Here is a 25867-nt window from a genome sequence, read left to right on the forward strand (position 1 = left end):
CGGCTACTGCCCGCTCTTGACGGGGGCGGGGCTCTTCGCGGGGTCCGGGCTCTTGACGAGGTCCGGGTGGACGGTGACGGCGATCTGCCGGACGGCCTCGGCGTTGCGCACCCCCGCGATGGTGGTCACCTCGGAGCCGAGCCGGACGAAGTGCCCCTCCTGGACGGCCTTCAGGCCCTGGGTCGCGGGGAAGCCCTTCAGGAAGGCCTCGGCCTCGTCGAAGGCCTTGCGGGTGGCCTCCTCGCTGCCCCGGTTGCGCACGGCCAGCTGGATCCAGTCGGGGTTCTTGGCGACCACGTCCTCCCAGGAGCCGGGCTTGAAGTCGGCGTCGCAGTCGGCGAACACGTTGCGAGCCCCGGCCTGGGTGATCACGGCGTTGGCGACCTGCCGGCCGCAGACCGCCACCGGCTGCTTGGTACCGGCGTCGAAGTCGAAGACGAAGTAGCTCGGCCGCTGCCCCTCCGGCACGGCGGCGAGCGCGGTGCGGACCTCGCCGAGCTGCTTCTCCATCCCGGCGACCAGTTCCTCCGCCCGCGCGGCGGTGCCGGTCACGGCGCCCAGCCGGCGGACGTCCTCCTCGATCCCGGCGAGGTCGGTGCGCGGCGCCTTGGCGGCCTTCGGCGTCCCGGCGCAGGCGGTGGAGAGCAGGTACACGTGCTGGATGCCGGCCGCCGCGTACTCCTCCTCGCTCGGCCCGGTGGCGCCACCGCCCATCATCGGCATCGCGCCGAAGGTGTCCACGTAGAGGTCGGCGCCGGAGCCGAGCAGCTTCTCCTTGGGTATGCCCTTGTCCCCGAGCACCGGCACCTTGGCGCCCTGCTCGGCGACGGCGGCGGGCAGGGTGCCCTTGCCGGGCGGGAAGCCGGTGCCGATAACCCGTTCGCCCGCGCCGAGTTGGAGCATCAGCTCCAGGCCGGCGGCGTTGCTGGTGACGATCCTGGCGGGCGCCTTGGCGATGCTGGTCTCCTTGCCCGCGCAGTCGGCGACCTTGACGGGGAAGCCACCGCCCGGGTCGTCCCGGACGGTGACGGAGGCGCTCGGCCCGCCCCCGGTCCCGCTTCCGCAGGCCGTGGCGAACAGGGCGACGGCGGCTGCGATTCCGCAGGCGACGCGAGGGCGCATGACAACTCTCTCCTGGTCGGTGACCGTGCTCGGTGACGGTGCTGGTGACCGCGCTGGTGACCGTGCTCGGTGCTTGTCGTGGGTGGTCGTGGGTGGGTCGTGGCTGGTCGTGCCGAAGGCCCGTACTGCGGACCCGGACCAGGTAGTCGGGCGGCCGGGCCGATGGGTTCCCCGCGATTCGCGACCGGTCGTCGTCGGCGCGCCCCCTCGCCCCGGAGCCGGACGTAGGCTGGCCGGATGGCCGCCCCCACCGTCCCGCGCGACGACCTCGACCTCCCCGTCCGGCTCGGGCCGCGTCCGCCCCGCCGGGTGGTCTCGCTGGTGCCCTCGCTGACCGAGGCGGTCGCCGCCACCGCGCCCGGACTGCTGGTCGGCGCCACCGACTGGTGCAGCCACCCCGCCGACCTGTCCGTCACCCGGATCGGCGGCACCAAGAACCCGGACGTCCCGCGCATCCTCGCGCTCGCACCGGACCTCGTCCTCGCCAACGACGAGGAGAACCGGCGCCCCGACCTGGACGCGCTGCGGGCGGCCGGCGTCCCGGTCTGGGTCACCGACATCCGCACCCTGGACGACGCCCTCAGCTCCCTGCACCGGCTGCTGACCACCGCCTGCGGACTGCCCAGGCCGCCCTGGCTGGACGAGGCGGAGGCGGCCTGGGCCCCGGTCGGGAGCGGCGGAACTCCCGCGCTGGGCGACGGCCCGCGGACCGTCGTGCCGATCTGGCGCCGCCCGTGGATGGTCCTCGGCCGCGACACCTTCGCCGGGGACCTGCTGCGCCGCCTGGGCCTGCGGCTCGTCCACGCCGACCACCCCGAGCGCTACCCGGCCGTTCCGCTGCCCGAACTGCTCGCCTGCCGACCCGAGTTGGTCGTCCTGCCGGACGAGCCGTACCGCTTCACCGCCGAGGACGGCCCGGAGGCGTTCCCGGGCACGCCGGCGGCGCTGGTCAGCGGACGGCACCTGACCTGGTACGGCCCCTCGCTGGTGACCGCCCCCGCCGTGCTGCGGCAGGCCCTCGACCACCCGTACGGTCCGGGCGGCGGAGCGGGCGCCTCGTAGGACGACCGCCACTCACCGACGGCCGCCGGTGACACCGGGGTACGAGGGTCGAGCGAGGGCGGGAGGAAAGCGCCGACTGAGGGCGGGTGCCCCGGAACGTGACAGGGCCCGGGACGCGTGTTCGCGTCCCGGGCCCTGCGGCCGTGTGGCCGTGTGGCCTTGCCGGCTTGTTTCGTCAGCCGCGCGCGGCGGTGACGGCGGCGCCCAGCGCCTCCTTGATCCGGGGACCGAGGCGGGCGAAGCCCAGCTCCTTCATGGCCGCCCGCAGCAGTTCCTCGTCGGTCCGCTCGACGCCGTCGCCGTCCACCCACCGCACGACGGCGAGCAGCTCGTCGGCGGAGTAGGCGGTCACGGGGCGACCGGGCGTGAAGTCCGGCTTCACGGGACGGACGTCGGCCTCCGGCTCGGCGGCGGGGGCTTCGGCAGCGGCGACGGGCTCGGGCTCGGCCGCGACCTCAACGGCCGGCTCGGGCTCGGGCGCGACGGCAGGCTCCTCGGCCTCGACCACCGGCTCCGCCGCCTCCACGGCAACAGCCTCGGGCTCGGGCTCGGCCGCGACCTCAACGGCGGGCTCGGGCTCGGTGACCGGCTCGGGCTCGGCAGCCGCCTCGGCGACCACGGCCTCAGCCGTCTCGGCCTCGGCCTCGGCCTCGGCCTCAACGGCAGGCTCGTCCACCTCCACGGCCGGCTCGTCGACGGTGGGCTCCACCGCGACAGCCACCGGCTCGACCTCGACCTCAGCCTCGGCCGCGACCTCGGCGGCACTCTCGGCAGTCTCGATCGCCGGCGCATCGGTCTCGGCGGCGGGCTCCTCCACCACGTTCGCCTCAGCCTCGACGACGTCGATGACCTCGGCGGTCGGCTCCTCGACGGCGGGCTCCGTCACCTCGGGCTCCGTCACGACGGGCTCAGGCTCGGTCTCGGCCACCGGCGCGACCTCGACCACGGTCTCAGCCTCGGCCGCAACCTCAGCGACCGGCTCCTCGGCCACGACCTCGGCGGCGGGCTCCTCGACCTCAACGGCCTCAACGACCTCGGCGGCCGGGTCGGCCTCCGGTTCCGTCTCCGCCGGGGTCTCGTCCACGGCCTCGGCCAGGGCGGCGGTCGCGGCCGCCATCAGGTCGTCGGCCGCCGGGGAGGGCGCCGGGAGGGTGACCACCGCGGCCTGGGCCTCCTCGTCGGCCTGCTCCGTCGCCGGCTCCTCGGCCACGACACCCGTGTCCGACGGCGTCTCCGCCTCGACCTCGGCGTCGGCCTCGACCTCAGGCTTGATCTCGGCCTCGGCCTCGACCTCGGTCTCGGTCTCAGCCTTGGCCTCGGTCGCGGTCTCGGTCTCGACCTCAGGCTTGACCTCGGCCTCGACCTCGGCCTCTGCCTCAGCGGCCGCGGGCGCCGTGGCGGCCTCGTCGGCCTCCTCCGCAGGAGCGGTCGCCGGAGCCGGGGCCTTCTCTCCCAGCCCGTCCCGCTGCCCACCGGCCAGCGCCTGCAGGGCAGCCGCCTCGGCGTCAGCCAGGTCCGCCGACTCCTCGGTCCCGGCCTTCTCGGCCACAACCTCCTCGGCACCGGCCTCGCCGTCGACCTCGGCAGCGGCCTCGGGAGCGACCTCGTCCGTCGCCTCGGCAGCGTCCTCGGCCTCGGGCTGCTCCTCGATCGCCGCGTCCCCCGTGGCGGTGGCCTTCTCCCCGAGCCCGTCCCGCTGCCCGGCGACCAGCGCCTGGCGGGCCGTGTACGCGGCCTCGGCGGCGCGGCGGTCGGCCTTGGCTGCGGCGAGTTCGGCGAGCAGGTCGGCGAGGCCGGCCTCCTCCAGGCCGACCCGCAGGCCGCGGATGGTGGGCAGGCGGTAGAGGGTGCCCTCGTCGGCGGCGAGCCGCTCGACCAGGTCGATCAGCTCGGCGAAGGGCAGCCCGTCCAGGTCGTGGTCGGGCAGCAGGCGGGCGAGGCCGCGCAGGCCGGTGTTGATCGCCTCGAAGGCCTGGGCGGTGCGGTCGACCAGGGCGGCGTCGCCGGGCACTCGCGGGAGGGTGCCGGCCGGGGCGAGCGCGGCCCAGGCGCGGCGCTCGATCTCGGCGGAGGTGAGGGCCTCGTGCAGGTCCTCCCGGCGGATGCGGCGGTCGGTGGCGAGTGCGACGGCCTGCTTGCGCAGCGAGCGGCCGCGCAGCCAGGAGAGCTTGACGCCGTTCTCGCGGCGCCAGGTGCTGTCGGCGGTGGCGGCGGCGAGGGCGCCGAGGTCGGCGTCGTACGCGGCGGGGAAGAGGGCCGTGGAGGTGCGGTGCACCCGCTGGAGCATCTCGACCAGCAGCGCGGTCTTGGCGACGGTGTCGGGCTCGTCCAGCTTGACGTCGGCGGCGAGGGCGGTGACGGCCTCCCACGTCTGCTGGAGGTCGCTGCCGCGCAGTTCGGCGAGGGCCGTGGAGGCGGCGCGGGCGTCCTCGGGGGTGGCGACGGTGTCGACGGCCGCGTACCAGGCGTGGGTCTCGGCGGTGAGCGTGAAGGCCCCGAGCTCGGCGTAGCGGCCGAGGTCCTCGCGGAGGTCGGGCTCCGCGGCGGCGTCCTGGGGGTCCTTGACGTCTGCGGCGTCGGCGACGTCCGCCGGGTCGGCTGCGTCGGCGTTGCGCGAGTGAAGCACTGTCATGTGAGGTCCGGTTCTGGGCGACGACGGCGGGGCTGGCGGCGAGGGGGCGGCGGACCGGTTGCGCGGGGTCGCCCCTGAGGCGGGGCTGGGGGGCGCGCGGGCGGGCTGCCGGTTGTGGACGCCCAGAATACGGGTGCCCGTTCGAGGCTTGCACGCACCCACCGCCCCGACGGGCGGGTGTCGTGTGCCATACCGCCCGCCTGGCCGCCACTCGGGCGGTCCGCCCGGGTGGTCGGGCGTTGGTCCGGACGGGTGTCTCCGCTGCTCACGGCTCCTCCTCGCGACTCCTCCTCGCGGAACCCACCGCAGCTGTTCACTGCAGCTGTTCACTGCGGCTGTTCACCGTGGCTGTTCACCGTGGCTCCTCGCACGGCCCTCCGACAGGCGGCTCCGGCCGACGGCCGGTGCGGCCGCCGGTGCGGCCGTTGGCGCGGCCGTCGCGACGGCTGTCGGGAGGGCCCTCACGACGGCCCTCGGCCCGACGGTGGCCCCGGCGGAACCGCTCCATCGGCACCTTCCGGACGCCACGTCCCCGTACCGGGCCCGGCCGGCCGGGCGGCGGCCGGTAGCCGGCCCGGCCGAGGGCCCGCAGATCGACCGGCGCGAGGTATTCGCTGAGCGCGGTGCGGTGCCACCACGCGCCGGTTTCCCGCAGTTCGCGCCAATCGGTGAACCGGTAGAGGTAGAGGGTCGCCCGGACGTGGGTCGGCGGGGCGTCCGGGAAGGGGTTGTGGCGCAGCAGGCGCAGGGTGGCCCGGTCGCCGGACAGCAGGCGGGCGACGAAGGGGAGGAACCAGGGGCGGGCGTAGGCGGAGGAGATGCCGGCGAACCACATCAGCCAGTCGAGCCGCAGGTGGTAGGGCGCGAACTGGCGCGGGCGGCGGCGCACGTCGCCGGGCTTGCCCTTGAAGCCGTACTCGCGCCAGACGGTGTGCGGGGTGAGCACCGTCTCGTCGGTGCCCTCGACCACCACCTCCTGGCGGAACCGGTTGACACTGCCGAAGGCGCCGTAGGTGTTGACGAGGTGCAGGCGGTTGAAGGAGCGGTTCATGGCCTGGCCGCGGGAGATCATGTTGCGCACCGGCCAGTAGCTGAGCACCAGGACGGCGGCGGTCAGCGCGATCACCAGCACCTCGTACCAGACCGGGGTGCCGGGGTAGGCGCGGGCGTGGACGGGCAGGCCGAGGCGGGCCGGTTCGACGGCGGCGAGGGCGAGGGCGATGGTCAGCCAGTTGAGCCAGGCGAAGTTGCCGGACGCCACCAGCCAGAGCTGGGTGGCGATGACGGCGCAGGCCGCGCCGCTCGCGACCGGCTGCGGCAACAGCAGGCCGACCGGTACGACGAGTTGGACGAAGTGGTTGACGGCGGCCTCGACCCGGTGCAGCGGGGCGGGCAGGTGGTGGAAGAACCAGCTGAGCGGCCCGGGCATCGGCTGGGTCTCGTGGTGGTACTGGAGGCAGGTCAGGTCGCGCCAGCAGCTGTCGCCGCGCAGCTTGATCAGTCCGGCGCCGAACTCGACCCGGAAGGCCAGCCAGCGCATCAGCCACAGCACCAGGGTGGGCGGGGCGGTGTCGGCGTCACCCAGGAAGGCGGCGAGGAAGCCTGCTTCGAGCAGCAGGGACTCCCAGCCGAAGGAGTACCAGGTCTGCCCGACGTTGACGATGGAGAGGTAGAGGGTCCAGAGCACCGCCCACAGCAGGATCGACGTCCAGAGCGGGACGGCGTCACCGAGCCCGGCCGCGACGGCTGCGGCGAGCGCGGCGCCGCTCCAGGCGCCGGCGGCGAAGAACCGGTCGCTGTAGTGGAGGTGGAACAGGCCGGGCGACCGGCGGAACGGGACCCGGGCGGTGAAGCGGGGCACCGGCAGCATCCCGTCGGCGCCGATGAGCGCGCGGAACTGCCCGGCGGCGGCCAGGAATCCGATCAGGTAGAGGGCGGCGAGCAGGCGTTGGACGAGCAGCCGGCTCAGCCAGTAGTCGGGGGCGGCGAACCAGTCCATGCGGCCCATGCCTACCATCCGGTGCCCCGGGCACGGACCCGGTCGGGGCGGCGGAGCGGGGAGGGTTCACCCGCTCGGCCCGGGCGGCGGGCCTCCGGCAGCGCCGGGCGGACACGGACGAGCACGGGAACGACACCCGGCGGGCTCCCGGCGGGCTCCCGGCGCCGGACGGCGGGCTCCCGGCGCCGGACGGCAGCGTGACGGGGTCCTCTCCACGGGGGTGAGAGGCGCCCCGCCACGGTGGTGGACGGTCCGCACCCGGCCGGGGTTCAGACGGGCAGGCCGGGTCCGGCCCCGCCGGCGACGGCGGATCGGCCGGGCACGGAGGCGCCGCTCTGCTGGAGCCGGTCGACGAGCAGGGCGGCCAGCGTGCCGAGCTCCTCCTCGGTGCGGGACTGGGCGGTGATGTCCATGCCGACGGTGAGGACGCCGTTGATCCGTCCGGTGAGCGCGGCCCGCAGCGGGGTGCAGGTGAAGCTGAACACCTGCCGTCCGCGTTGCGCGTCGGGACGGGCGGAATCGATCCGGACGCCGTCGAGGACGGCGGTGCGACCGGTGTGGTACGCCTCCACGACGGTCTGTTCGAGGCCGGCGGCGCCGAGCTGCGGGTAGGCGGCGCCGATCGTCCCGTAGGCCGTCGGCGCGCCGAAGGTGTCGGTGTGCTGGGCGTTGGCGTACCGGATCTCCTGGGCCGGGCCCTCGGTGAGCATGATGGGGAACGGCGAGCCGTCGAAGGCGGCGAACATCTCCTGGCGCTGGGCGAGCAGGCTGTCGCGCAGCCGGATCTCGGAGAGCAGCGCCTCGGCGAGGTGCTGGATGTCGCGCAGCCGCTCGCGCCCCCACTGCCGGGGTTCCCGGTCGAGGACGCAGACCGTGCCGATGACGGTGTTGGTGTCGTCGACGAGCGGGGCGCCGAGGTAGGCGCGGACGCCGAGTTCGTCCACCACCGGGTTCCCGGCGAACCGGGGGTAGGCGAGGATGTCGTCGAGGGCGAGGGGGGAGCGCTGGGCGACGACGTGCGGGCAGAAGCCGTGGCTCAGCGGCATCTCGCGGGTGGGGAGGTCGAACGCGATGCCGCGGTCCGCCCAGGACGATCCGTCCTCGGCCCTGGCATCGGTCGAACTTGGCGGAATGTAGAGCCCGCGGAACATCTGGCGTTCGTCATTGATGAAGTTGACCATCGCGATGGGAGCGCGCGTGATACTGGCTGCGAGGTGGGCGAAGCGGTCGAAGGCCTCGTCCGCGGACGGGTCGTTGAGCCCGAGGCCGCGCAGCCTGCGGGTTCGCGCGGACTCGCCGGAGGCACCCGGGAACTGGCCTTGAGTGCTCATCACATCAGTCATGGCGCACATGTAACCAGACATCAGAACAGCCGGACCGTCCCGATCGACCGTTCCTCAGCCTTGCCGATGGCCCGTCAAAACTGCACGTGAACGACCGGTCGACGGACCGTCACGGAAGCGAAGATCGATTCCCGGCCGGGGCCGGGGCGAAACCCCTCCGGACGGGGACGGGCCGAATCGCGCCAATCCAAGATCGACTCTGGGCTGCCCCGGCACCCCATACAACAATGAGCCCTGCCGAAGACACGGACGATGCCCGCCACCGGGACACCGCCCGGTGACGCATGCGCCGATCGCACCGGGGCGACCGGCCGGAACTCCCGCACACCCACCGCCCCCCGCGGGGTTGCCGGAGCGGCATCGACGGCACGAACGGAGGCACGGCACCGCACACACCGAGAGGACCGGAGCATGGCGATGGACTACTTCACCGACGACCGTCACGAGGAGCTTCGCGCCGAGGTCCGTGACTTCGCGGAGAAGGAGGTGCGTCCGCGGGTGGCCGGGATGGAGGCCGAGCGGAAGATCGAGTTCGAGCTGGCCCGGCAGATCGCCCGCCAGGGCTGGATCGGCGTGACGATCCCGCGGGAGTTCGGCGGCCTCGGCCTGGGGCACGTCGCCAAGACCGTGATCATCGAGGAGCTGGCCCGGGTCAGCGGGGCCGCCGGCTCGATCGCGCAGGCCTCCCAGCTGGGCGTGGCCAAGGTCCTCCACTACGGCTCCCAGGCCCAACGCCGCAAGTGGCTGCCGAAGTTCGCCTCCGGGGAGTGCCTGCCGACCATCGCCGTCACCGAACCGGAATCCGGCGGGCACGTGCTCGGGATGACCGGCACGGCGGTGCGCGACGGCGACGAGTACGTGCTCAACGGCCGCAAGTGGTTCGTCGGCAACTCCCACATCGGGGACGTGCACGGCGTGGTCCTGCGCACCGGCCAGGGCAGCCGGGGCCTGTCCGCCTTCCTGGTCGAGAGCGACCGGCCAGGGTTCCGCACCGGCTCCCCCGGGTCGCAGAGCGGGCTGCACGGCTTCAGCTTCGGCGAGATCCTCCTGGAGGACTGCCGCGTCCCGGCCGGCAACCGGCTCGGCCGGGAGGGACAGGGGCTGGACGTCGCCTACTCCTCCTCCACCCTCTACGGCCGGATCAACCTCGCCGCCGTCGCGCTCGGCATCCACACCGCGATCGTCGAGGACACCGTCCGGTTCGCCGGGGGACGCGTCCTGTACGGCCAGCCGCTCAGCCAACTCCCGAACATCATGCTCAAGCTGGGCGAGATGCAGTCCCGGCTGATGACCGCCAGGCTCGCCGCCTACCACGCCTCCCACCTGCTCGACCACGGCCGCGCCTGCGACGCCGAGCTGATGAACGCCAAGCTCATCAACACCGAGTACGCACTTGACTCCGCGCGCAACGCCATGGAGATCCACGCCGCCCGCGGCCTCCAGCCCGAGTTCGGCATCGAGCGCTACCTGCGGGACGCCACCCACGTCTACCCGCCGGCCGGCACCTCGGACGTCCAGCGGCTGCGGCTCGGGCAGTTCGCCTCCGGCACGTACGGCAAGCAGTGGTCGGCGGAGCTGTCCGACCTGACCAGCTGGGCCTGGAGCGAGCTCGCCGCCCAGCGGGAGGCCTCGGTGGAGAAGCCGCCGGGGAGGGGCGGACGGGTGCTGCCGATGCCACTGGCGGGCTGAGGCCCCGCCCGCCACAACGACACTTGACCTGTTCCTGGCGAATTCCCCGGGGGGCTGTCCCCGCCCTCCGGGAACCGTCGGCACCATCGGGGCGAGGGCCGCGAGCTGCGGCGATGCACCGGCGGACCCTCCGGCCCGAACCCCGTTCCGACGCCATCGACCCATCGGGCCGGGCCAGTTGATATTGCGTCGACGCCGCCCGGGGCTGATAGCGTTCCGTGCCGTCGACGGCCGTGCTGCACCGCGCCGGAGCAGTGACAGCACGTCACCGGCTCCGGCACCCCCGGCCCCGACTCCCTGAAGCCCGGCCGCGCCGTACGGGATCGACCCCGCCGCTCGGACCCACCGGTCCGGACCGGCGTCCCGGTCCCGCGACTCGGCCCTGCAGCAAGGAATCAGATGCCAGGCATACCGGCCCCCCGCACGGGCCACCGCGCCGGCCGGTCCGGCTCGCTCCGCGGCCCGCTCCTCTCCCTCGTACTGGTCCCCGGCCTGGGCCTCGCCGCCGCCTGGGGCTACGCCGCCTACCTGCTGCGCGACTCCGGACAGCGCACCGCACTGCTGGCCGGCAGCGCGGCCGTCGCCCTGGTGCTGCTGATCAGCCTGGTCCGTGGCGTCCGGACCGCCTGGGCCCTGTCCGCGCGGCTGTCCGGCCTGCGGGCCGACACCTTCGCGCTCGCCGAGCAGGAGATCCCCGAGGTGGTCGGACGGCTGCGCGCCGGGGAGCAGGTGCCCGCCCCGGCCGTCTGGGCACCCTCCCGGCGGGCCGGCGACGACGTCCAGCAGACCTCGGAGGGCCTCGCCGCCGTCCGCCAGGCCGCGATCGCCGCCATCGTCCACCAGGCCCAGGGGCGCGAAGGGACGAAGAAGGTCTTCCTCAACATCGCCCGGCGCACCCAGATCCTGATCCACCGGCAGATCAGCATGCTGGACGCGCTCGAACGCGAGCACGAGGACCCGGAACTGCTGCGCGAACTGTTCGCGGTCGACCACCTGGCCACCCGGATGCGGCGCAACGCCGAGAACCTGGTCATCCTCGGCGGCGCCCTGCCCGCCCGGCGCTGGCGCAACGCCGTGCCCATGGTCAACGTGCTGCGCAGCGCCGTCTCGGAGACCGAGAGCTACTCCCGGGTCGTCGTCCACGGCGTGCCGCGCGTCTCGCTCGACGGGCAGGCCGTCGCCGACGTCATCCACCTGGTCGCCGAGCTGATCGAGAACGGCACCACCTTCTCCCCGCCGTACACCCAGGTGCAGGTCTCGGCTCAGGAGGTCGCGGAGGGCCTGGCGGTCGAGGTCGAGGACCGCGGGCTCGGCATGACCGAGCAGGAGTACCAGCGGTTCAACGCGTACCTGGCCGACCCGCCCGAGCTGGACGTCTCCGCGCTCGGCGACGACCTGCGGCTCGGCCTGTTCGTCGTCGCGCGCCTCGCCTCCCGGCACGAGGTCCGGGTCTCGCTGCGGCCGTCCCCGTACGGCGGCACCCGGGCGGTGGTGCTGGTGCCGTCGGCGCTGCTGGAGCAGGCCGGACACCCGGCCGCGGTGCCCGGGCTGCCGTCGGGGGCCCGGATCACCCGGGCTCCGGTGTCCGAGGGGCAGGCGGGGCAGGCGGGGCAGGCGGGGCAGGCGGGGCAGGCGGGGCAGGCGGGGGCCGAGGACGGCTCGGGTTCCGGTTCCGGTTCCGGCTCCGACGGCCAGTCCGGCTCCGGTTCAGGTCCCGGGCCCGGGCCCGACGGCCTCGGGCCAGGACCGTCGGACGCGGCGGCAGAGGGGCTCGGCGGGCCGCTGGGCGGGGTCCAGCAGGCTCCGGGGCCCTTCGGCCTCCCCGGGGCTCCCCCTGTCCCCTACGCCACGGACGGCCCCCGCACGGGCGCCGCAGGGCTCGGCGATGTCGCCGGTGCTGCTGGTGTCCCCGGTGCTCCCGGGGTCGCTGGTGTCGCCGGTGTCACCGGTGCCGTCCGCGCCGATGTGCCGCCCGCCAACGGGGGCTTGGCGGTCGGCGCCGAGATCCCCGGGCTGCCCGGCGCCGTGGTCGTGCCCCGGCCCGTACTGCCGCGCATGTACGACCTGTCGGGCAGCCCCACGGGGGGACACACGGCCGGACTGCCCGCCGTCAGCCGCGCCGACGGCCCGGGGACCGACCCGGGGACCGGCCCGAAGGACGACACGGGCGATGGCCCGGACCGCGGACCGAGCGCGCCCCGGGTCCTGCCGCGGCGGGCCCTCGGCGCCGGGTCGGACGTGCCCCGGGGCGAACAGTGACGACGCGGCGCACCGGACCCCTGCACGATCACCACCGGACGCCGAGCGGGCCCGCCGGGCGGCGGCTCACCCCGTTCCCGCGCACGAGACCCGAAGCCGCCGGGCGGCGGCGAGGCCCCGGCCCGGGTGGCCCGCCGGCCCGAGCGAACGGGCCGATTCCGCCTCAGGCCTTGGTGTGGACCGGGTGGAGCTCGGCGAGCGACCCGACCAGGGGGGCCAGCTCGGGGACCTCGGTGGCCTCGGCCAGCGTCGCCTCCAGGGCGGCGTCGTGCACCGGCCGGGCGGCCGTCAGCAGGTCACGGCCCTCGGCCGTCAGCTCGGTGTAGATGCCGCGCCGGTCGTCCGCGCAGAGGAAGCGGCTGAGCAGGCCCCGGTCCTCCAGGCGGCTCACCAGCCGGGTCGTCGCACTGCTGCTCAGCGCCGCCGCGCGGGCCAGCTGCTGCATCCGCATGTGCCAGCCGTCCTGGCGGGAGAGCGCGTCCAGCACCGTGTACTCGACCACCGAGAGCTTGAACTCGGCCTGGAGCGCCTTCTCCAGTGCGGTGTCGATCATCCCGTGCAGCGCGGCGAGCGTCCGCCAGCCGCTGGCCCGGACCTCGGCCGCATCGTCGCGGATTCCCATGGCTCGCCCACCCTTCCGTCGCGCTGCTCGTGCCGTGTGCCGGACGAGGCCCCGTGCGAGGTCTCGTACCGGCTCTCGTACGAGGTCTCGTCCTGTGTCTTCCTACGACAAGTATGCCAGTTGGCGCGGAATACCGGTCTGTGCAAATAGTTCGACTCATACCCCGGGCGCTCTCCCCTGCCGGCCTGCCGTGGAAGTCCCCTCACCCCTCCCCGGACCAGGCCGCCGCGCACAAGGCCGTGGCCAGCTCCTCGGTGTAGGAGGCCGCCGCCAGCCAAGCGGCGGCGAAGGCCTCGTGGTCGTCCGTGACGATCCGGCCGAAGACGTCGCGCTGCCGGTTGGCAGCGCAGGCCCGCAGAGCGTCGAGGAGCTCGGCGGCCGTGGCCAGCCCGGCGGCGCGCAGCAGCGCGCGGTCGGCCGCCGCCGAGGCCTCGCTCGGGGCGAGGGCGTGCCGGCCGGTGGTGACCGTCTGCTCGACCCGGCGCCCGAGCACGTGGACGGGCGGGCCGTACGGCGCCGGGGCCGTCGGCCCGTCCGCCGGCCCACCGACCGGGCCGGGCCCCGCGAGGTCGGCGGTCTGGAGGCGTTCGAGGCCGAGGTTGACCCGGCCCGCCCGGGCCGCCGGCAGGGCGAGTCGGTCCGGCGTGCCCGGGGGCGTGCCGATCGCGAGCAGGCGCAGCTCCGGACGGTCCGCGCGCTCCAATCGGCCGATCACCCGCAGCCGCAGCCCGGGCGCGGTGGCGAGCAGCGCGAGGTTCGCCCGGAACGGCAGGTCGGGGTGTTCGTGCGCCGGGCGCAGGACGATCACCGGACCGCCCGAGCCTCCCGGACCGGCCTCCGCCGGATTGTCCTCTGCCGGGCTGTCCGCGGCCCCCTCGGCCGGGCCGCCCGCCGTGCAGCGCGCCAGCAGCTGCGGCGTCCCGCCCGGGCCGGTGGGGGCGGTACCCAGCAGGGTGACGTCCAGGAACAGCAGGTCGCTCCCGGCCGGGCGGCTCTCGTACGGCTGTTCCTGCGCCGCGAGCGCCCGGGCCACCTGTGCGGGAGCCGGTTCGGACCAGAGCCGGGCGGCCGGCTCCGCCGTCCACGCCGTGCCCGCCGCACGCACCGCCCGTACCGAGGCGCCGGCGCCCAGTCGGCCGCCGGTGGACCTGGTCGCGCCCTGGACGGCCAGCCCGGCCCGGCTCAACTCGCGGTGGCTGAGCGCGGCGTCACCCAGGCGGACCGTCCGGTTGCCCGCCCCGACCGCCTGCGGGGCGGCGGCCGACGCGTCGTCGTGCGGCATCACCTCGGCGATCGTGCTCAGGCGCCCGTTGGCATCCACCGCCCAGCTGACCGCGCCCGCGTGCGTCGCCGTCAGCACCGGCTCGGCGAACAGGCCGTAGAGCCGCAGGCCCCCCTCTTCCCGGTAGGCCTGGCGCGCGGTGCCGCGCAGTTCGGCGACCGGGGCGGCGCCGGCGGCCAGGGCGGTGGTGAGGCCGAGCAGTTCGCGCAGACCCGCCACCAGATCCACCAAGCGGTGGTCCGGCGCGCCGGAACGCGCTGCCCGGACCCTCGTCGCGACGGTGACCGCCGCCGAGGCCGGGCGGTGCAGGCCCGCGAGGCGTGCCCGGTGGGCGGCGCGCAGCAGCTCGGCCTGGGAGACGGCGCCCGCCCCGCTCACCCCGGCAGCCAGGACGGCGGCCGCGGCCGCGTGGAGGTGGCGGACGGCGGCGAGTTCGACGGTGGTGAGCGGGGCGGGGGCTGGCCAGTCGGCCGGCGCCCCGGAGGTTTCCGGGGCTCCTTCCCGGCCTTCCGCGGCCATCGACCCGGTGCCGCCGTCGGGCGCGGGTCCGGCCCCGGCCACGGCCACGGCCACGGGCCCGGCCTCGGGATCGGGATCGGGCTCGACCTCAGGCTCGGGCTCGGCCTCGGCGAGCGGGCAGAGGGTGACGGCGGCGGCCCGGTGCACGCAGGCCGGGGCCAGCAGGCAGCCGCAGCGGACGCCGGCCTCCACCACGACCACCCCACCCGGGGCGTGCAGCACCAGCAGCGTCTCCTCGTCCACCTCCACCCGCCACTCGTCGCCCTCCCGGGCCACCGGCCGCTCCGCCAGCTTCGCCGCCGCACCGTCCAGCCGCTTCTGCAGCCGGGCGCTCAGCCCGGCCACCACCTCGGCGACCACCTCGGGCCGCACGCCCGGCCAGTCGCTCGTCCGTGCCGTCGCGCTCATCGCACCTTCTCCCCCACCCAGCGGGCCAGTTCCAGCGGGCTCAACGCCGCCACGGGCATTCCGGCCGCGACCAGTTGGCCCGCGACCGCCTTCGAGTAGCGGGCCGTCCCGGTGTCGTCCAGCGCCGCGCAGCCGAGCAGGTGCACGCCGGAGTCCACCAGCGCCCGGGTCTGGGCCAGCAGCCCGCCGATCGGCCCGCCCTCCTCGAAGTCGCTGACCACCGCGATCAGCGTGCGGGACGGCACCGTCACCAGTTCCCGCGCGTAGCGCAGCCCGCTCGCGATGCTGGTGCCGCCGCCGACCCTCACCTCCAGCAGCAGGCTCAGCGGGTCGTCCACCCGTGCCGTGAGGTCCAGGACCTCGGTGGAGAAGGCCACGAAGTGGGTGCTCAGCGAGGGCACCCCGGCCAGGATCGAGGCCGTCAGTGCGGCCCACACCGTGGAGGCCTCCATCGACCCGGAGACGTCCACGACCAGGATCAGCCGCCAGTCGTTGGCCTGCCGCGCCCTGGTCCGGAAGACCGGGCGCTCGGGCACGATCAGGGTGCCGCCGTCCGGCCCGGGCCGGGCGGTGGCGAGGTTGGCCCGGATGGTCCGGTCCAGGTCCAGCCCGCCGCCCGGGCGGCGGGACGGGCGCGGCACGGCGATCCCGGTCAGCGCCGGGCGCAGCCTGGTGGCCAGCTCCCGGTTCAGCTCGTCCACCAGCCGCCGCACCAGCGGGCGCAGCCGGGCCACCCGGGCCTCGGGCAGACCGCCCGCGTGGTCCAGCACGGTGCGCAGCAGCTCGACGGAGGGGCGGACGGCGGCGGGGTCGATCGTCTCCAGGACGTCGGTACGGCCCTGGGCGACAGCGGCGGCCAGCACCTCCTCGCGCACGCCGGGGCCGAACAGCGACTCCAGCTCCTCGGCCCACTCCCGCACGCCGGGGTACGGGGCCTCGCGGCCTCCCCTGCCGCCCCGGCTGTCCAGGCCCGGGCCGGAGCCCTCGCCGTGGCCGGTGCCGTACAACTCGTCCAGGGCCGTGGCGAGTCGGGCACCGCGACCGGTCAGGCCGCCGTCGCCGGGGCGGCCGAGGAGCAGCCGCCAGCGCTCGGCGGGGGCGAGGGCGCGCGGCGTGGTGGTTGTGGTCGTAACGGCCGCGGCGGTCGTGGAAATCGTGGCGGTTGCGGCGGTTGCGGCGGTTGCGGCGGTCGCGGCGGGGAGCCGGGTGGGAGGCCGCTCCGAGGCCGTGGCCGGCGGCGCGACCGCCGGGATGTCGGCCGCCGCCGGGGGCAGGAGGCCGCGGCGGGCGAGGGCCGCCCGTGCCGCGAGGTCCGCCCGCACCCAGCCGGCGAGCACGGCCGGGCCGGCCTCCTCGGGCAGCGCGGCGAGCCGGGCGCCCAGGCTCTCCTCGACCAGGGCCAGCAGCCGGTCGCGGGCGGCCGGGCTGAGCGTGTCGAACCCGCCGCGCAGGGCGGGCAGCCGGTCCAGGAAGGCGTCGTCGGGCAGCGAGGCGACCCGCTCCAGCAGCGGCTCCAGTGCCTGCGGCGCGGAGTCGAACAGCCCCTCCGCCGCCGTCAGCAGACCGACCAGCGCCCGCCCGAGCGCCTGTCGCGTCTTCGGGCCGGTCGCACCGTCCACCCAGGAGGCGGCCCGGCCGCCCAGCACCTCGGCCGGCTCCTGCCCGAGCAGCACCCGGACCGCACCGGCCGCGCCCCGTACCAACGGGCTCCCCCGCTCGGCGAGTTCGGCCAGCGTGTACGCCAGCCGCACTCCGCCGAGCCGGTCCGCCCGCCGCACCAGCTCGACCAGCGCCCGCGCGTCCTGCGGATCGTCCGACCCGCCCACGCCCTCCAACTGCCGCACGGCGGCAGTGGTGAGCACCTCCCCGGCCGCGGCGAGCCCGGGCCGACCCGCCGGAACGGCGGAGGCGGGGGCGGACGTCTCCCCTCCGGCCGGGGCGTAGCCGGGGAAGTGGCCCGCGGTCAGCCGGTCGACGAGCGCCAGGGCGTCGAGGAGGTCGGGCAGGGTGGCGGAGGTGGGGAGGACGGTGGTGAGTTGGGCGAGGCGGGTCTCGGCGAGGGCGGGGAGGGCGCAGGAGGCGGCGGCGGTGAGGCCGTCGATGATCTCGCGCGGGGTCGGCCGGTCGGTGAGGCGGGCGCGCAGGGCGCCCTCGGCGGCCTGCGCGGGGGTGACACCGCGGGTGCCGGCGACGGTGAGCATGGCGGCGCTGGCGGGGGTCCAGTGCAGGCGCCAGCGGGTGCCGAGGGTTTCGGTGCCGCCGGCGCCGGTGGTGGCGACGGACTCGGCGTAGGGGACCTCGCAGACGGTGAGCCGGTGCAGGAGGATCTCGCGGCGGCGGTCGAGGTCGCTGCGCAGCGGGTCGAGGCGCAGGTCCCGCGGGCCGGGGTCGGCGGGGCCTGGCAGGCCGAGGCCGGCGAGGAGCGTCTCGACGGCGGGGGCGAGTCCGCTGCGCGGGGCGGCGGGGGTGGGACGGCCGGTGCGGGTACCGACCAGCACCTGTTCGAGGGCGCGGGCGACGGCCCGGCCGCGGCCCAGGGGTTCGCCCTGGGCGAGGACGGTCTGCACCGCTTCGACGAGTTCGCCGCGGCCGGGGGCGGCGTGGCCGCGCAGCCGGGCGAGGTCGCCGGCCAGGCGGACGATCTCGCGGGCGTCGGCCGGGCCGCTGGGGTGGTCCTGGCTGCGCAGGGCGGCGCAGATCCGGACGGCGGTGGTGGTGAGCGCCTCGGCGAGGCGTTCCGGGTCGCCGCCGGCGTCCAGGACGGTGTGCTGCCACTCCGGGTCGCGGATGCCCGCCGGGTAGCCGGAGCGGGCGTCGAGCAGCGGGTAGGTGTACGGGATCAGGGACAGGACGTGCCCGGGGTCGTCCGGGGGCGGCGGCTCCTCGGCGGCGAGGGGACCGTCCAGCAGGGCGGGGGCGTGGAAGGCGCCGATCACGGCGGCGACCCGGCGCCCGCCGGCCGAGGCGTCCTGGAAGCGGGCCCGCATCCAGGCCTCGCGGCGCAGGTCGTACGGGTCGACGCCGGGGCCGCGCTCGGCGTCCCGGCGCAGTGCCCAGCCGACCAGCAGGGCGGCGCGCCGGACGGCCTCCGGGCAGGAGCCGGGGGCGGCCGTCTCGACCAGACGGTCCCACAGGTCGTCGTCGGCGTCCCGGCCGGTGAGGCGGTGGCGCAGCGCGTCGGCGACGCCGGGCGCTTCCGGGCCCCCGTCGGTGCGCCTCGACTCCCCGACCCGCTCCCCGGTCCGCTCCGCGGCCCGCGCGCCGGCCCGCGCGGCGGCGCGGTGGGCGAGCGGGAGGTCGCAGGCGATGGCCTCCACCCCGTTGCGCCGGGCCCAGCGCAGGGCGGCGAGTTCCGGGGAGAAGTCGGCGAACGGGTAGAAGGCGGGCCCGGCCGCCTCCTCGGGCCCGGTCGGGGCCGCCGCGAGGGCGACCGGCGCCAGGGTGGCCTCGTCGGCGAGCCGGCCGAGCCAGGGCTGGAACTCGGCGGGCAGCTCGACCAGGACGGCGTCCGGCCGGGCGGCGTCGAGCAGCGCGGGGACGACCGCGCTGAGGGACGGCGCGTGGTGGCGCACGCCGATCAGGTGGGGCCCGGGGCGGCCGGTGCCGGAGGCGGCCAGCCGGTCGGCCTCGGCCCGGACCGTCCGGTCCGCGTCGTCCGGGCGGGGGATCTCCGCGCTGCTCATCGGATCAGGCCTCCAGTGCCGAGCGGAGGTCCCACAGGGTGCGCCAGGTGGCGGCGCCCTGCTCGGCGCGGCGGCGGACCGGGCCGTCCCAGTAGCCGAGCAGCCGGGCCGCGTCGGCCGGCTCGTCCTTGCGGACCACGCCGAGGAGCTGGCCGGGCAGCCGGCCGAGCAGGTCCCCGCCGTCGGGCAGGTAGGCGGCGCTGACGCCGAGCGAGGTGGCGACGGAGACCGCCTCGGCGGTGCTCATCACGGTGGACGGGCGTTCGACGTCCCAGCCCTCGGTGGAGCGGCCGGTGCGCAGGTCGCGGAACGCGGTGACCAGGGCCTCCAGGACGGCGTCGTCCACGGCGTAGGCGGCGCCGGCCCGGGCCACGGCGGCGGTGGACTGGCGGCGGACCAGGTCGACCTCGGCGGCGAGGCTGCCGATCGGGCCGACCGTCTCGAAGTTGAAGCGCCGCTTGAGCGCCGCGGACATCTCGCTGACGCCCTTGTCCCGCAGGTTCGCGGTGGCGATCAGGGTGAAGCCGGCCGCGGCGTGCAGCTGCCCGTCCGGGGTGCCGGCCAACTCGGGGACGGCGATGCGCCGTTCCGAGAGCAGCGAGACCAGGGCGTCCTGCACCTCGGGCAGGCAGCGGGTGACCTCCTCGACCCGGGCGACCGCGCCGGCGGTCATCGCGGTGAGCACCGGCGAGGGGACGAGGGCCTCGCGGCTGGGCCCCTTGGCGAGCAGCAGGGCGTAGTTCCAGCCGTACTTGAGCTGGTCCTCGGTGGTGCCGGCGGTGCCCTGGACGGTGAGCGCGCTGGTGCCGCAGACGGCGGCGGCGAGCAGCTCGGAGAGCATGGACTTGGCGGTGCCGGGCTCGCCGACGAGCAGCAGGCCGCGCTCCCCGGCGAGGGTGACGACGCAGCGCTCGACCAGGGCGCGCTCGCCGACGAACTTCGGCTCGATGACCAGGCCCTTGCGCCCGGCCTTGAGCTTCTCGCCGCCGCTGCCCATCACGAAGGTGACCACGGCGCGCGGGGTCAGCCGCCAGCCGGGCGGGCGCGGGCCGCTGTCGTGGGCGGCCAGGAACTCCAGTTCGGCGGCGTACTTCTCCTCGGGCGGGACGGTCTGCCGGTCCGCGGCGGCGACGGTGGCGGTCGCGACGGGGGTGGTCTCGGTGGCGGTCATCGGCGGGCCTTCCTGCGCTTGCTGGTCCGGAGCTCTTCGTAACCGGGGGCGTCGCCGTCGACGGTCCGCTGCCAGGCCCGGGCGAACAGCTCGGGGACGGGCAGGGGGACCAGCGCGGGCCGGTGGGTGTGCAGTTCGTACAGGGCGGCCTTCCAGGTCTCGGCCGGCAGTGCCGGCGCCTTGGCCTCCTGCCAGCCGCCGGGCAGGAAGAGGCTGCGGCCGGCCCGGGCCCGCTTGGCCTCCAGCACCAGGCCGGTGGCGGCGAGTTCGGCGCGGGCCTTCTTCAGCCGGGCGGGCTTCCAGCCCGTCCAGCGGGCGGTGTTGCGGTCGGTCGGGTCGGGCAGGGCGAGCAGTTGGAGGTAGAGCGTGGCGGCGTCCTCGCCCAGGTCGTGGGTGCGGGACACCTCGGCGACCAGCTCGGGGACGGACAGCTGCGGGTTCTGCAGCCAGGCGGGGCCCTCGCCGGGGGCCGGAGCCACCGCGGCGGAGGCGGCCAGCCGCTCCGGCTCGCCCCGCAGCACGGACTCGATGGCCAGCCGCTCGGCCTGGTACCAGTAGCTGTTGGAGAGCCCTTCGAGCAGTTCGAGCAGTGGGTCGTCCGGTCCGGTGAGGGCGGCCGGACGCAGCCAGACCCGCTCCGTCTCCTCGTGGTACGGCGTCAGGACGAGTGCCGGTCCGCAGTGGACCAGCCCGTCCCGGTCGCCGCCGCCCTCGGCGGGCAGGCCGAAGTGGGTGCGCAGGACGGCGGACAGCGAGGTGCCCTTGGGGGTGCGCACCAGGTCGAAGTCGAGCAGCAGCTCAGGGTCGGCCAGGCGGTCGCGCAGCGCCTCGGCGGCCGTGGGCAGCAGCGGACGCAGCGGACTGTCGGCGGGCAGGTGGTAGGCGAGCCAGCGCAGTGCGGCGATGGTGGAGCTCAGCGCGCTCCTCTCGGGGACGGCGGACTCGTCCTCGGGTGCCAGCCGCGGTCCGGCTCCGCCCACGTCGATGAACCGGAAGCCGGTGCGGCCGGTCAGCCACGGGGTGTGGGCGGGGTTGAGCACCGCCTCGACGGTGTCGATGGACACGCCCTGGACGGTGGCCAGTGCCTCCTCGGGGAGGGTGACGAGGCGTCCGAAGCGCCGGATCCACTCCTCGGCCCCGGCGGCGAGGTCGGGGCCGTCGGTCCACAGGGTCTTCGGGTCCGCGGGCAGCAGGGCGCCCCAGACGGCGGCGAGACCGGTGTGGTCGTGTCCGCGCAGCCACGTCCGGGCGGCCTTGACATCGGCGGTCTTGAGCCCGAGTTCGGCGGGCACGGCGATGTCGTTCCAGTACAGCAGGCCGGACGGCGGGCTGAGCAGCAGCGCGGAGCGGGCGGTGCCGATGCCGGTGAGCCCGCTGAAGGCCTCGGCCCTGGCCCGGTCGTACGGGACGGCGCCGCGCAGGGCGGCGACCCGCCAGAACTTGGCGACCCAGGCGGCGTCGACCAGTTCCCCGGTGTCGCGCTCCTCGACCGTGGTGAAGTGCGCGACGGGCCCGAACTCCCCGCTCGGGTCGTGGTCGACGGCGAGCCAGTGCACCCAGCCGTCGGCGGACTGCCGCTGGTGGCCGATGATGACGACGGTGCGGCCACCGTGCCGCAGCACCTCGCCCTCGCGGGGCGTGACCGGCCGGGTGCCGGTGGCGTTCGGCGCCGCCGGCACCTGCTCGGCGAGGACGATCTCGCGCAGGGTGGCGCCGCGGTCGGCCAGCGGGCCCCTGGTCAGCTCGCCGAGCAGCAGGACCAGCGAGGAGCGGTGGGCCGGGTCGGTGAACGGCGAGGCCACCGCGTGGGCCAGCGCGTGGACCCGGCCGAGCAGTTGAAGCCAGCCGTAGCTGACACTGCCGTTGCGCAGGGTGACGGTGACGGGGGTGCTCCAGCCCTCGCCGTCGGCGGCGGGCGGGGCGGCCAGCACCCCGGTGACGGCACGCAGGTTGTTGAGCACCCACCAGTGCGCGGCGGAGCCCCAGTTGTTGCCGAAGCCACCGATCTCGGGCAGCACGGCGCGCACGGCGTCGCGCAGTTCGTGGTCGCGCCCGTGCTCGGGCTGCCACTCGGTGTTCTGCTTCGTGCTCGGGCGCTCGGCCTCCGGCTGCGGGGCGAACCGGGCGATCCGGTCCAGCAGGTCGGCGGCGAGGCGGGCGAGGCCGGCGACGCCGGCCAGCAGCCGCTGGTCCGCGATGCCGGGCAGGATCGCGCCGACCTCCGGGACGGGCAGGGTGCGCGGGGTGCGCCGGGCGAGCGGACGGCGCACGCCCTGGACGGTGAGCCAGCACTGCTCGTCCTCGGGGACCGGCTCGGTGTCGGTCGGCCAGGCGGCGTCGATCAGCCGGGCGGCCTGCTCGGAGGTGACGCCGCGCAGCACCGTGGAGCCGGCCTCGTCACGCGGGCGCAGGGCGTGCCAGTGCGGGAACGGCGGAACGAGCGGGGTGCCGGCGGCGGAGAGCTCACCGGCGTGGCAGGGGTGCAGGTCGACGGTGCGGTCGGCGCCTCCGGTGAGGTCGGGCAGGTTGAGCGAGAAGTGCTCGCCGGAGGTGTGGCTGACCACCGGGGCGGCCGCGCCCGGCAGGGCGAGCCGGCCGACCGGGACGGTGTCCGACCGGTGTCCGGTCAGCGGCAGCACGATGCGCTGCCCGTCGGCCGTGAAGGTGGTGACGGCCTTGTGGGGCTCGACCCTGGCCCAGCTGCCGAGCACGGTGCCGTCGGTGCCGAGCGGGGTCCGCTCCAGGCCGGGCTGCAGCGGCAGCAGCCAGGTGCTCTTCCGGACGAGTCGGCCGGCCTGGGCGGTGGCGGCGATCACCGGCGGTTCGGCGGCGCGGCCGAGGGCGCCGGTGGCCGGGTCGAGTTCGCGCAGGACGGCCTCGCCGTCGGAGGCGTGGCGCACCGTCCAGTAGCCGGTGCCGTCGCCGAGGACGGGGTGCTCGTCGGGCATCCGGGTGTCGCCGGCGTGCAGCGGGCGCTCGCCGGTGGTGCGGCCACCGCCGGGCAGCTGGAGCGAGGGCGGCTCGGGTTCGCGGTCGCCGTAGTAGTAGCCGGCGATGGTCTCGCCCTCCAGCTCGAACCGCTCGTCCGGGCGGCTCGACCAGTAGGCGAGCTGCTTGCCCTCGTGGGACCAGACGACCAGCAGTTCGCCGTCGACCAGGCGCAGCCGGATCCGGTTGCGCTGGTGCAGCTCCTCGGGCAGCCGGAGGGTGTGCTCCAGCACGATGCCCTCCGGGCCGACCACGACGGCCCGGTCGAGGCGGGCGAGGATCAGGTGCGGCCAGGCGTCCTCGACGACCAGGCCGCTCAGGCCCGCGCCGCCCAGGCTGGGGACGGGGTGCTGCGGGGCGTCGTCGGCGGGCGGGTCGGCGATCTTGCCGAGTGCCTCCTCCAGGGCGGGCCAGCCGAGTTCGTCCAGGATGCCGGCCCGGAGGGCGTCGGTGAGCAGCGCGGCGACGTCGAGGGCGGCGACCCGGTCGGCGACGGCCGGCGCGACCGTCCGGACGGCGGTGCGGTGCTGGGCGAACGCGCGGACCAGGTCGGCGGCGGCGGCCAGGCCGCGGGCGGCGAACAGCTCCTCGGAGCGCTCCTCGGCCCACTCGGCGAACAGCTCGTTCAGCAGCGGCAGGGCGGGCACCTCGCGCTCGGCGGCCGTCTTCCAGGCGGCCGGGGCGGCTCGGCGCAGCAGCGGCCGGTAGCGCTCGTCGGCGCCGACGGCGGTGAGGGCGGGACTGTCGGGGCCGCACTCCGAGACCCAGTCGTGCAGATCGATGCCGAGGCCGTCCGGCGGACCGGCCACCGGCACGCCCTCGGTGAGCAGCAGGTCCAGCAGGTCGATCCTGGTCCGGCTGGCGCGGATGCCGGTGTGGAGGTCCACGGGGACGGCGTCGGCCTTGAGCCGCTCGACCATCCGGCGGGCCAGCGCGAGGGTGTCCGGGCAGCTGGGCCGGCTGCGCCAGCCGCGGCCGTGGTGGTTGCACCAGCGCTGCAGCCAGGCGGCGGCCGGTTCGGCGCCCTCGGGGCGGGGGCCGGTGAGCAGGTCCTCGGCGCCGGTCTCGGCGAGCAGCGCCAGCCAGGCGGTGTCGTGCGCGGCCGGTTCGGAGGAGGACGGGTCGGGCAGCAGTTCCAGCAGGCGGGTGCGGACCGCCCCGTCGCTGCGGCCGAGCTCGACCAGCGCGCCGTGCCAGGACTTCCAGAACGCGGCGGGCGCCCGCGTGACCGCCGGGGAGTCCAGCAGCTCGGCGAGCAGCGCCCGTTCGTGCTCGGCGCGGTCCAGCCCGGCGGCCTTGATCAGCGCGCGGGCGTCCTCGGCGACCCCGGCGTACGGGGCCATGCCCGCCGCGGAGCGCTCGGTGCACAGCTGGCGGAAGCGCTGCCAGGCGGTCAGCGGGTCGAGCCGCTGGGCGAGCTCCTTGACGTACTGGCGCAGGGACTTGACGGTGAGCGCGCCGGCCAGGGCGAACTCCAGGAAGACGGCGCGCAGCCGCTCCTCGTCCACCGCCAGGCCGTGGGTGCGCTCGGCCTCGCGGGCCTTGCCGAACCAGGCGGCGGCGTAGGTCCGGTTCTCGTGGCGCAGGAAGATCCGGCCGACCTCCTCGCAGAAGGTGGGCAGGAAGTGCGGGACGGCCCGGCCGAGGCGGACGAACAGCTCGTCGAAGCCGTCCTTGGCGGCGCCGGGCTTGGAGGCGGCCTGGCGGGCGAGCCGCTCCAGCTCCTTGACCAGGGCGAGCGCGTGGTGTCCGTTGGCCGGGTCGTGGACCAGGGCCCAGGCGGGGAAGCCGAGCGCCTCCTGGCGGACCTGGCCGACCTCGGCGGGCGCGGCCTCCGGCGCCAGGCCGAGGAAGTCGAGGGCGAGGTCCTCGGCCGGGCCGAGCGCCCCGGGGACGAGCCGGACGATCCGGCGCCCTTCGAGCGCGGGGTGGGTGTAGCCGCGGGCGGTGAGGACGTCGGCGGCGCTGTCGGGGCGGCCGGCCCCGGGCAGGGTGCCGGGCGGGAGCACGGCCCCGGCGTCGAGCAGTTCCTCGGGCGTCGCGGTGGTCGGGTGCGCGGTGGTCGGGTGCGCGGTGGCGGTCATGCGGCTTCCTCCCCCTGGATCGTGCGGCCGGCGTACAGGGCGGCGGCCATCCGCATGCCCTCGGACCAGGCGACCGGTCCGACCTCGGTGAGCGGCAGGGCACGGCCGTCGGGGCCGGCCCAGCTGAGCGCGCCGGTCTCGCACGCGTCGTACTCGTAGTAGTCGCCGACCCAGACCCGGGCCTCGACGGTGCGCCCGCCCTCGGTGACCGGCTGGACGGCGGAGCCGCCGCGGACCCGGCAGCCGAGCCGGGTGCAGCGCCCGACCAGCTCGCGCAGCTCCCGGTAGCGACCGCCGGCGTAGGTGGTGACCTCGCTGTCCGCCGGCAGCTCCGCGGGCCGGTGCCAGACCTCGCGGTAGAGCTGCTGGACACGCTGGGAGACTCCGAGTTCGACGGCGAACTCGCGCAGCTCGTCGAGGTCCTGCAGCAGGACGGGGTGCGGTATCAGCACCTCGCCGTCGGTGAGGCGCACGGTGTCGCCGTCCAGGTCGACCAGGCCGAGGCCGCGCTCGGCGTCGACGCCGCGCAGGAAGCCGGCCACGGAGCCGTCCGTGGTGGTGACCACGAGGTCCTTCAGGACGCCCTGCCAGGCCTCGTCCGGCCACACGGCGGTGAGCACGGCGGCGGGCACCGGCAGCGAGCGGACCATCCAGCGCTCGACGTCCTCCAGGCAGCGGCGCTCGTGCGCGGCCAGCCACTCGGCGAGCTGCTTGAGCTGGACGACCACGCGGTCGTCACCGAGCTTCGACGGCAGGGACTTGAGGTCGCGCCCCGCCGCGTTGCGGCACGCCACCCTGCCCTCCCCGTCGAGCGCGACGCGGTACCCTCCCGCGTCCGTCTCCACCCATGCCACGGCCGTACTCCTCCCACCGGGAAACACATGTCGATCGCCTGCTGACCAGCGATGCGAGGAACGTAGCGAGGCCCACTGACAACGCGACGGGCGGGGTGAACTCGGGCCGTGACATGCAAAGTTCAAACCACTCGAACGAGTGATCGAGGA

13 protein-coding genes are annotated in these 25867 nt (G+C 76.0%); 3 read left to right on the top strand and 10 right to left on the bottom strand.

Features of this window, described 5'->3' with window-relative positions; genetic code table 11:
* Nucleotides 1-3: 3 nt before the first annotated feature.
* A complete protein-coding gene (locus tag ACFVHV_RS02905; protein WP_380348381.1) occupies nt 4-1122 on the bottom strand; it encodes an ABC transporter substrate-binding protein in 1119 nt (372 codons plus the stop codon).
* Nucleotides 1123-1359: 237 nt separating this feature from the next.
* Here ACFVHV_RS02905 and ACFVHV_RS02910 point away from each other — a divergent pair, with 237 nt between their 5' ends.
* Nucleotides 1360-2184, top strand: a complete 825-nt coding sequence (locus ACFVHV_RS02910; protein ID WP_359900375.1) for a helical backbone metal receptor — start codon at nt 1360-1362, stop codon at nt 2182-2184.
* A gap of 175 nt (nt 2185-2359) precedes the next feature.
* Here the strand turns inward: ACFVHV_RS02910 and ACFVHV_RS02915 are convergent, their stop codons facing one another.
* The 3 genes from ACFVHV_RS02915 to ACFVHV_RS02925 all read right to left on the bottom strand — a co-directional run bounded on the left by ACFVHV_RS02915 (nt 2360) and on the right by ACFVHV_RS02925 (nt 8158).
* Nucleotides 2360-4816 (bottom strand): hypothetical protein, encoded by a 2457-nt coding sequence (locus tag ACFVHV_RS02915; RefSeq protein WP_380348383.1) that lies wholly within the window; start codon nt 4814-4816, stop codon nt 2360-2362.
* A 352-nt stretch (nt 4817-5168) separates the two neighbouring features.
* Nucleotides 5169-6815: a lipase maturation factor family protein gene (locus ACFVHV_RS02920; RefSeq protein ID WP_380348385.1), complete on the bottom strand. Its 1647-nt coding sequence runs from the start codon at nt 6813-6815 to the stop codon at nt 5169-5171.
* A 269-nt stretch (nt 6816-7084) separates the two neighbouring features.
* Nucleotides 7085-8158 (bottom strand): GAF domain-containing protein, encoded by a 1074-nt coding sequence (locus ACFVHV_RS02925; RefSeq protein ID WP_359914766.1) that lies wholly within the window; start codon nt 8156-8158, stop codon nt 7085-7087.
* Between the two features lie 411 nt (nt 8159-8569).
* On the opposite strand from ACFVHV_RS02925, the gene ACFVHV_RS02930 reads away from it, so the two are divergent.
* Both ACFVHV_RS02930 and ACFVHV_RS02935 read left to right on the top strand, forming a co-directional pair.
* Nucleotides 8570-9847: an acyl-CoA dehydrogenase family protein gene (locus ACFVHV_RS02930; RefSeq protein WP_380348387.1), complete on the top strand. Its 1278-nt coding sequence runs from the start codon at nt 8570-8572 to the stop codon at nt 9845-9847.
* A 399-nt stretch (nt 9848-10246) separates the two neighbouring features.
* Complete coding sequence (locus ACFVHV_RS02935; RefSeq protein WP_380348389.1) at nt 10247-12106, top strand: ATP-binding protein; 1860 nt, start codon at nt 10247-10249, stop codon at nt 12104-12106.
* A gap of 163 nt (nt 12107-12269) precedes the next feature.
* Here the strand turns inward: ACFVHV_RS02935 and ACFVHV_RS02940 are convergent, their stop codons facing one another.
* From ACFVHV_RS02940 to ACFVHV_RS02965, 6 genes are all read right to left on the bottom strand, one after another.
* Nucleotides 12270-12728 carry a MarR family transcriptional regulator gene (locus ACFVHV_RS02940; RefSeq protein ID WP_359914760.1) on the bottom strand — a complete coding sequence of 153 codons (459 nt, stop codon included), beginning with the start codon at nt 12726-12728 and terminating at the stop codon, nt 12270-12272.
* A 202-nt stretch (nt 12729-12930) separates the two neighbouring features.
* Nucleotides 12931-14937, bottom strand: coding sequence for a hypothetical protein (locus ACFVHV_RS02945; RefSeq protein WP_380348391.1), 2007 nt, complete (start codon nt 14935-14937; stop codon nt 12931-12933).
* On the bottom strand, nt 14934-18620 hold the full coding sequence (locus ACFVHV_RS02950) for a DUF5682 family protein (protein ID WP_380348393.1): 3687 nt from the start codon (nt 18618-18620) through the stop codon (nt 14934-14936). The genes ACFVHV_RS02945 and ACFVHV_RS02950 overlap by 4 nt, the downstream gene beginning before the upstream one ends.
* Nucleotides 18621-18624: 4 nt before the next feature.
* The gene (locus ACFVHV_RS02955) at nt 18625-19791 is read right to left on the bottom strand and encodes an AAA family ATPase (protein WP_380348394.1); all 1167 of its coding nucleotides are present in this window, start codon (nt 19789-19791) and stop codon (nt 18625-18627) included.
* Nucleotides 19788-24863 carry a hypothetical protein gene (locus ACFVHV_RS02960; protein ID WP_380348396.1) on the bottom strand — a complete coding sequence of 1692 codons (5076 nt, stop codon included), beginning with the start codon at nt 24861-24863 and terminating at the stop codon, nt 19788-19790. Before ACFVHV_RS02960 ends, ACFVHV_RS02955 begins: the two co-directional genes overlap by 4 nt.
* Entirely contained in the window at nt 24860-25717 is an 858-nt protein-coding gene (locus ACFVHV_RS02965) for a DUF4132 domain-containing protein (protein WP_380348398.1), read from the bottom strand. Before ACFVHV_RS02965 ends, ACFVHV_RS02960 begins: the two co-directional genes overlap by 4 nt.
* Nucleotides 25718-25867: the final 150 nt, after the last annotated feature.

This window comes from Kitasatospora sp. NPDC127116 (genome assembly GCF_042677365.1).
GTDB classification, from domain to species: Bacteria; Actinomycetota; Actinomycetes; order Streptomycetales; family Streptomycetaceae; genus Kitasatospora; species Kitasatospora lactacystinica.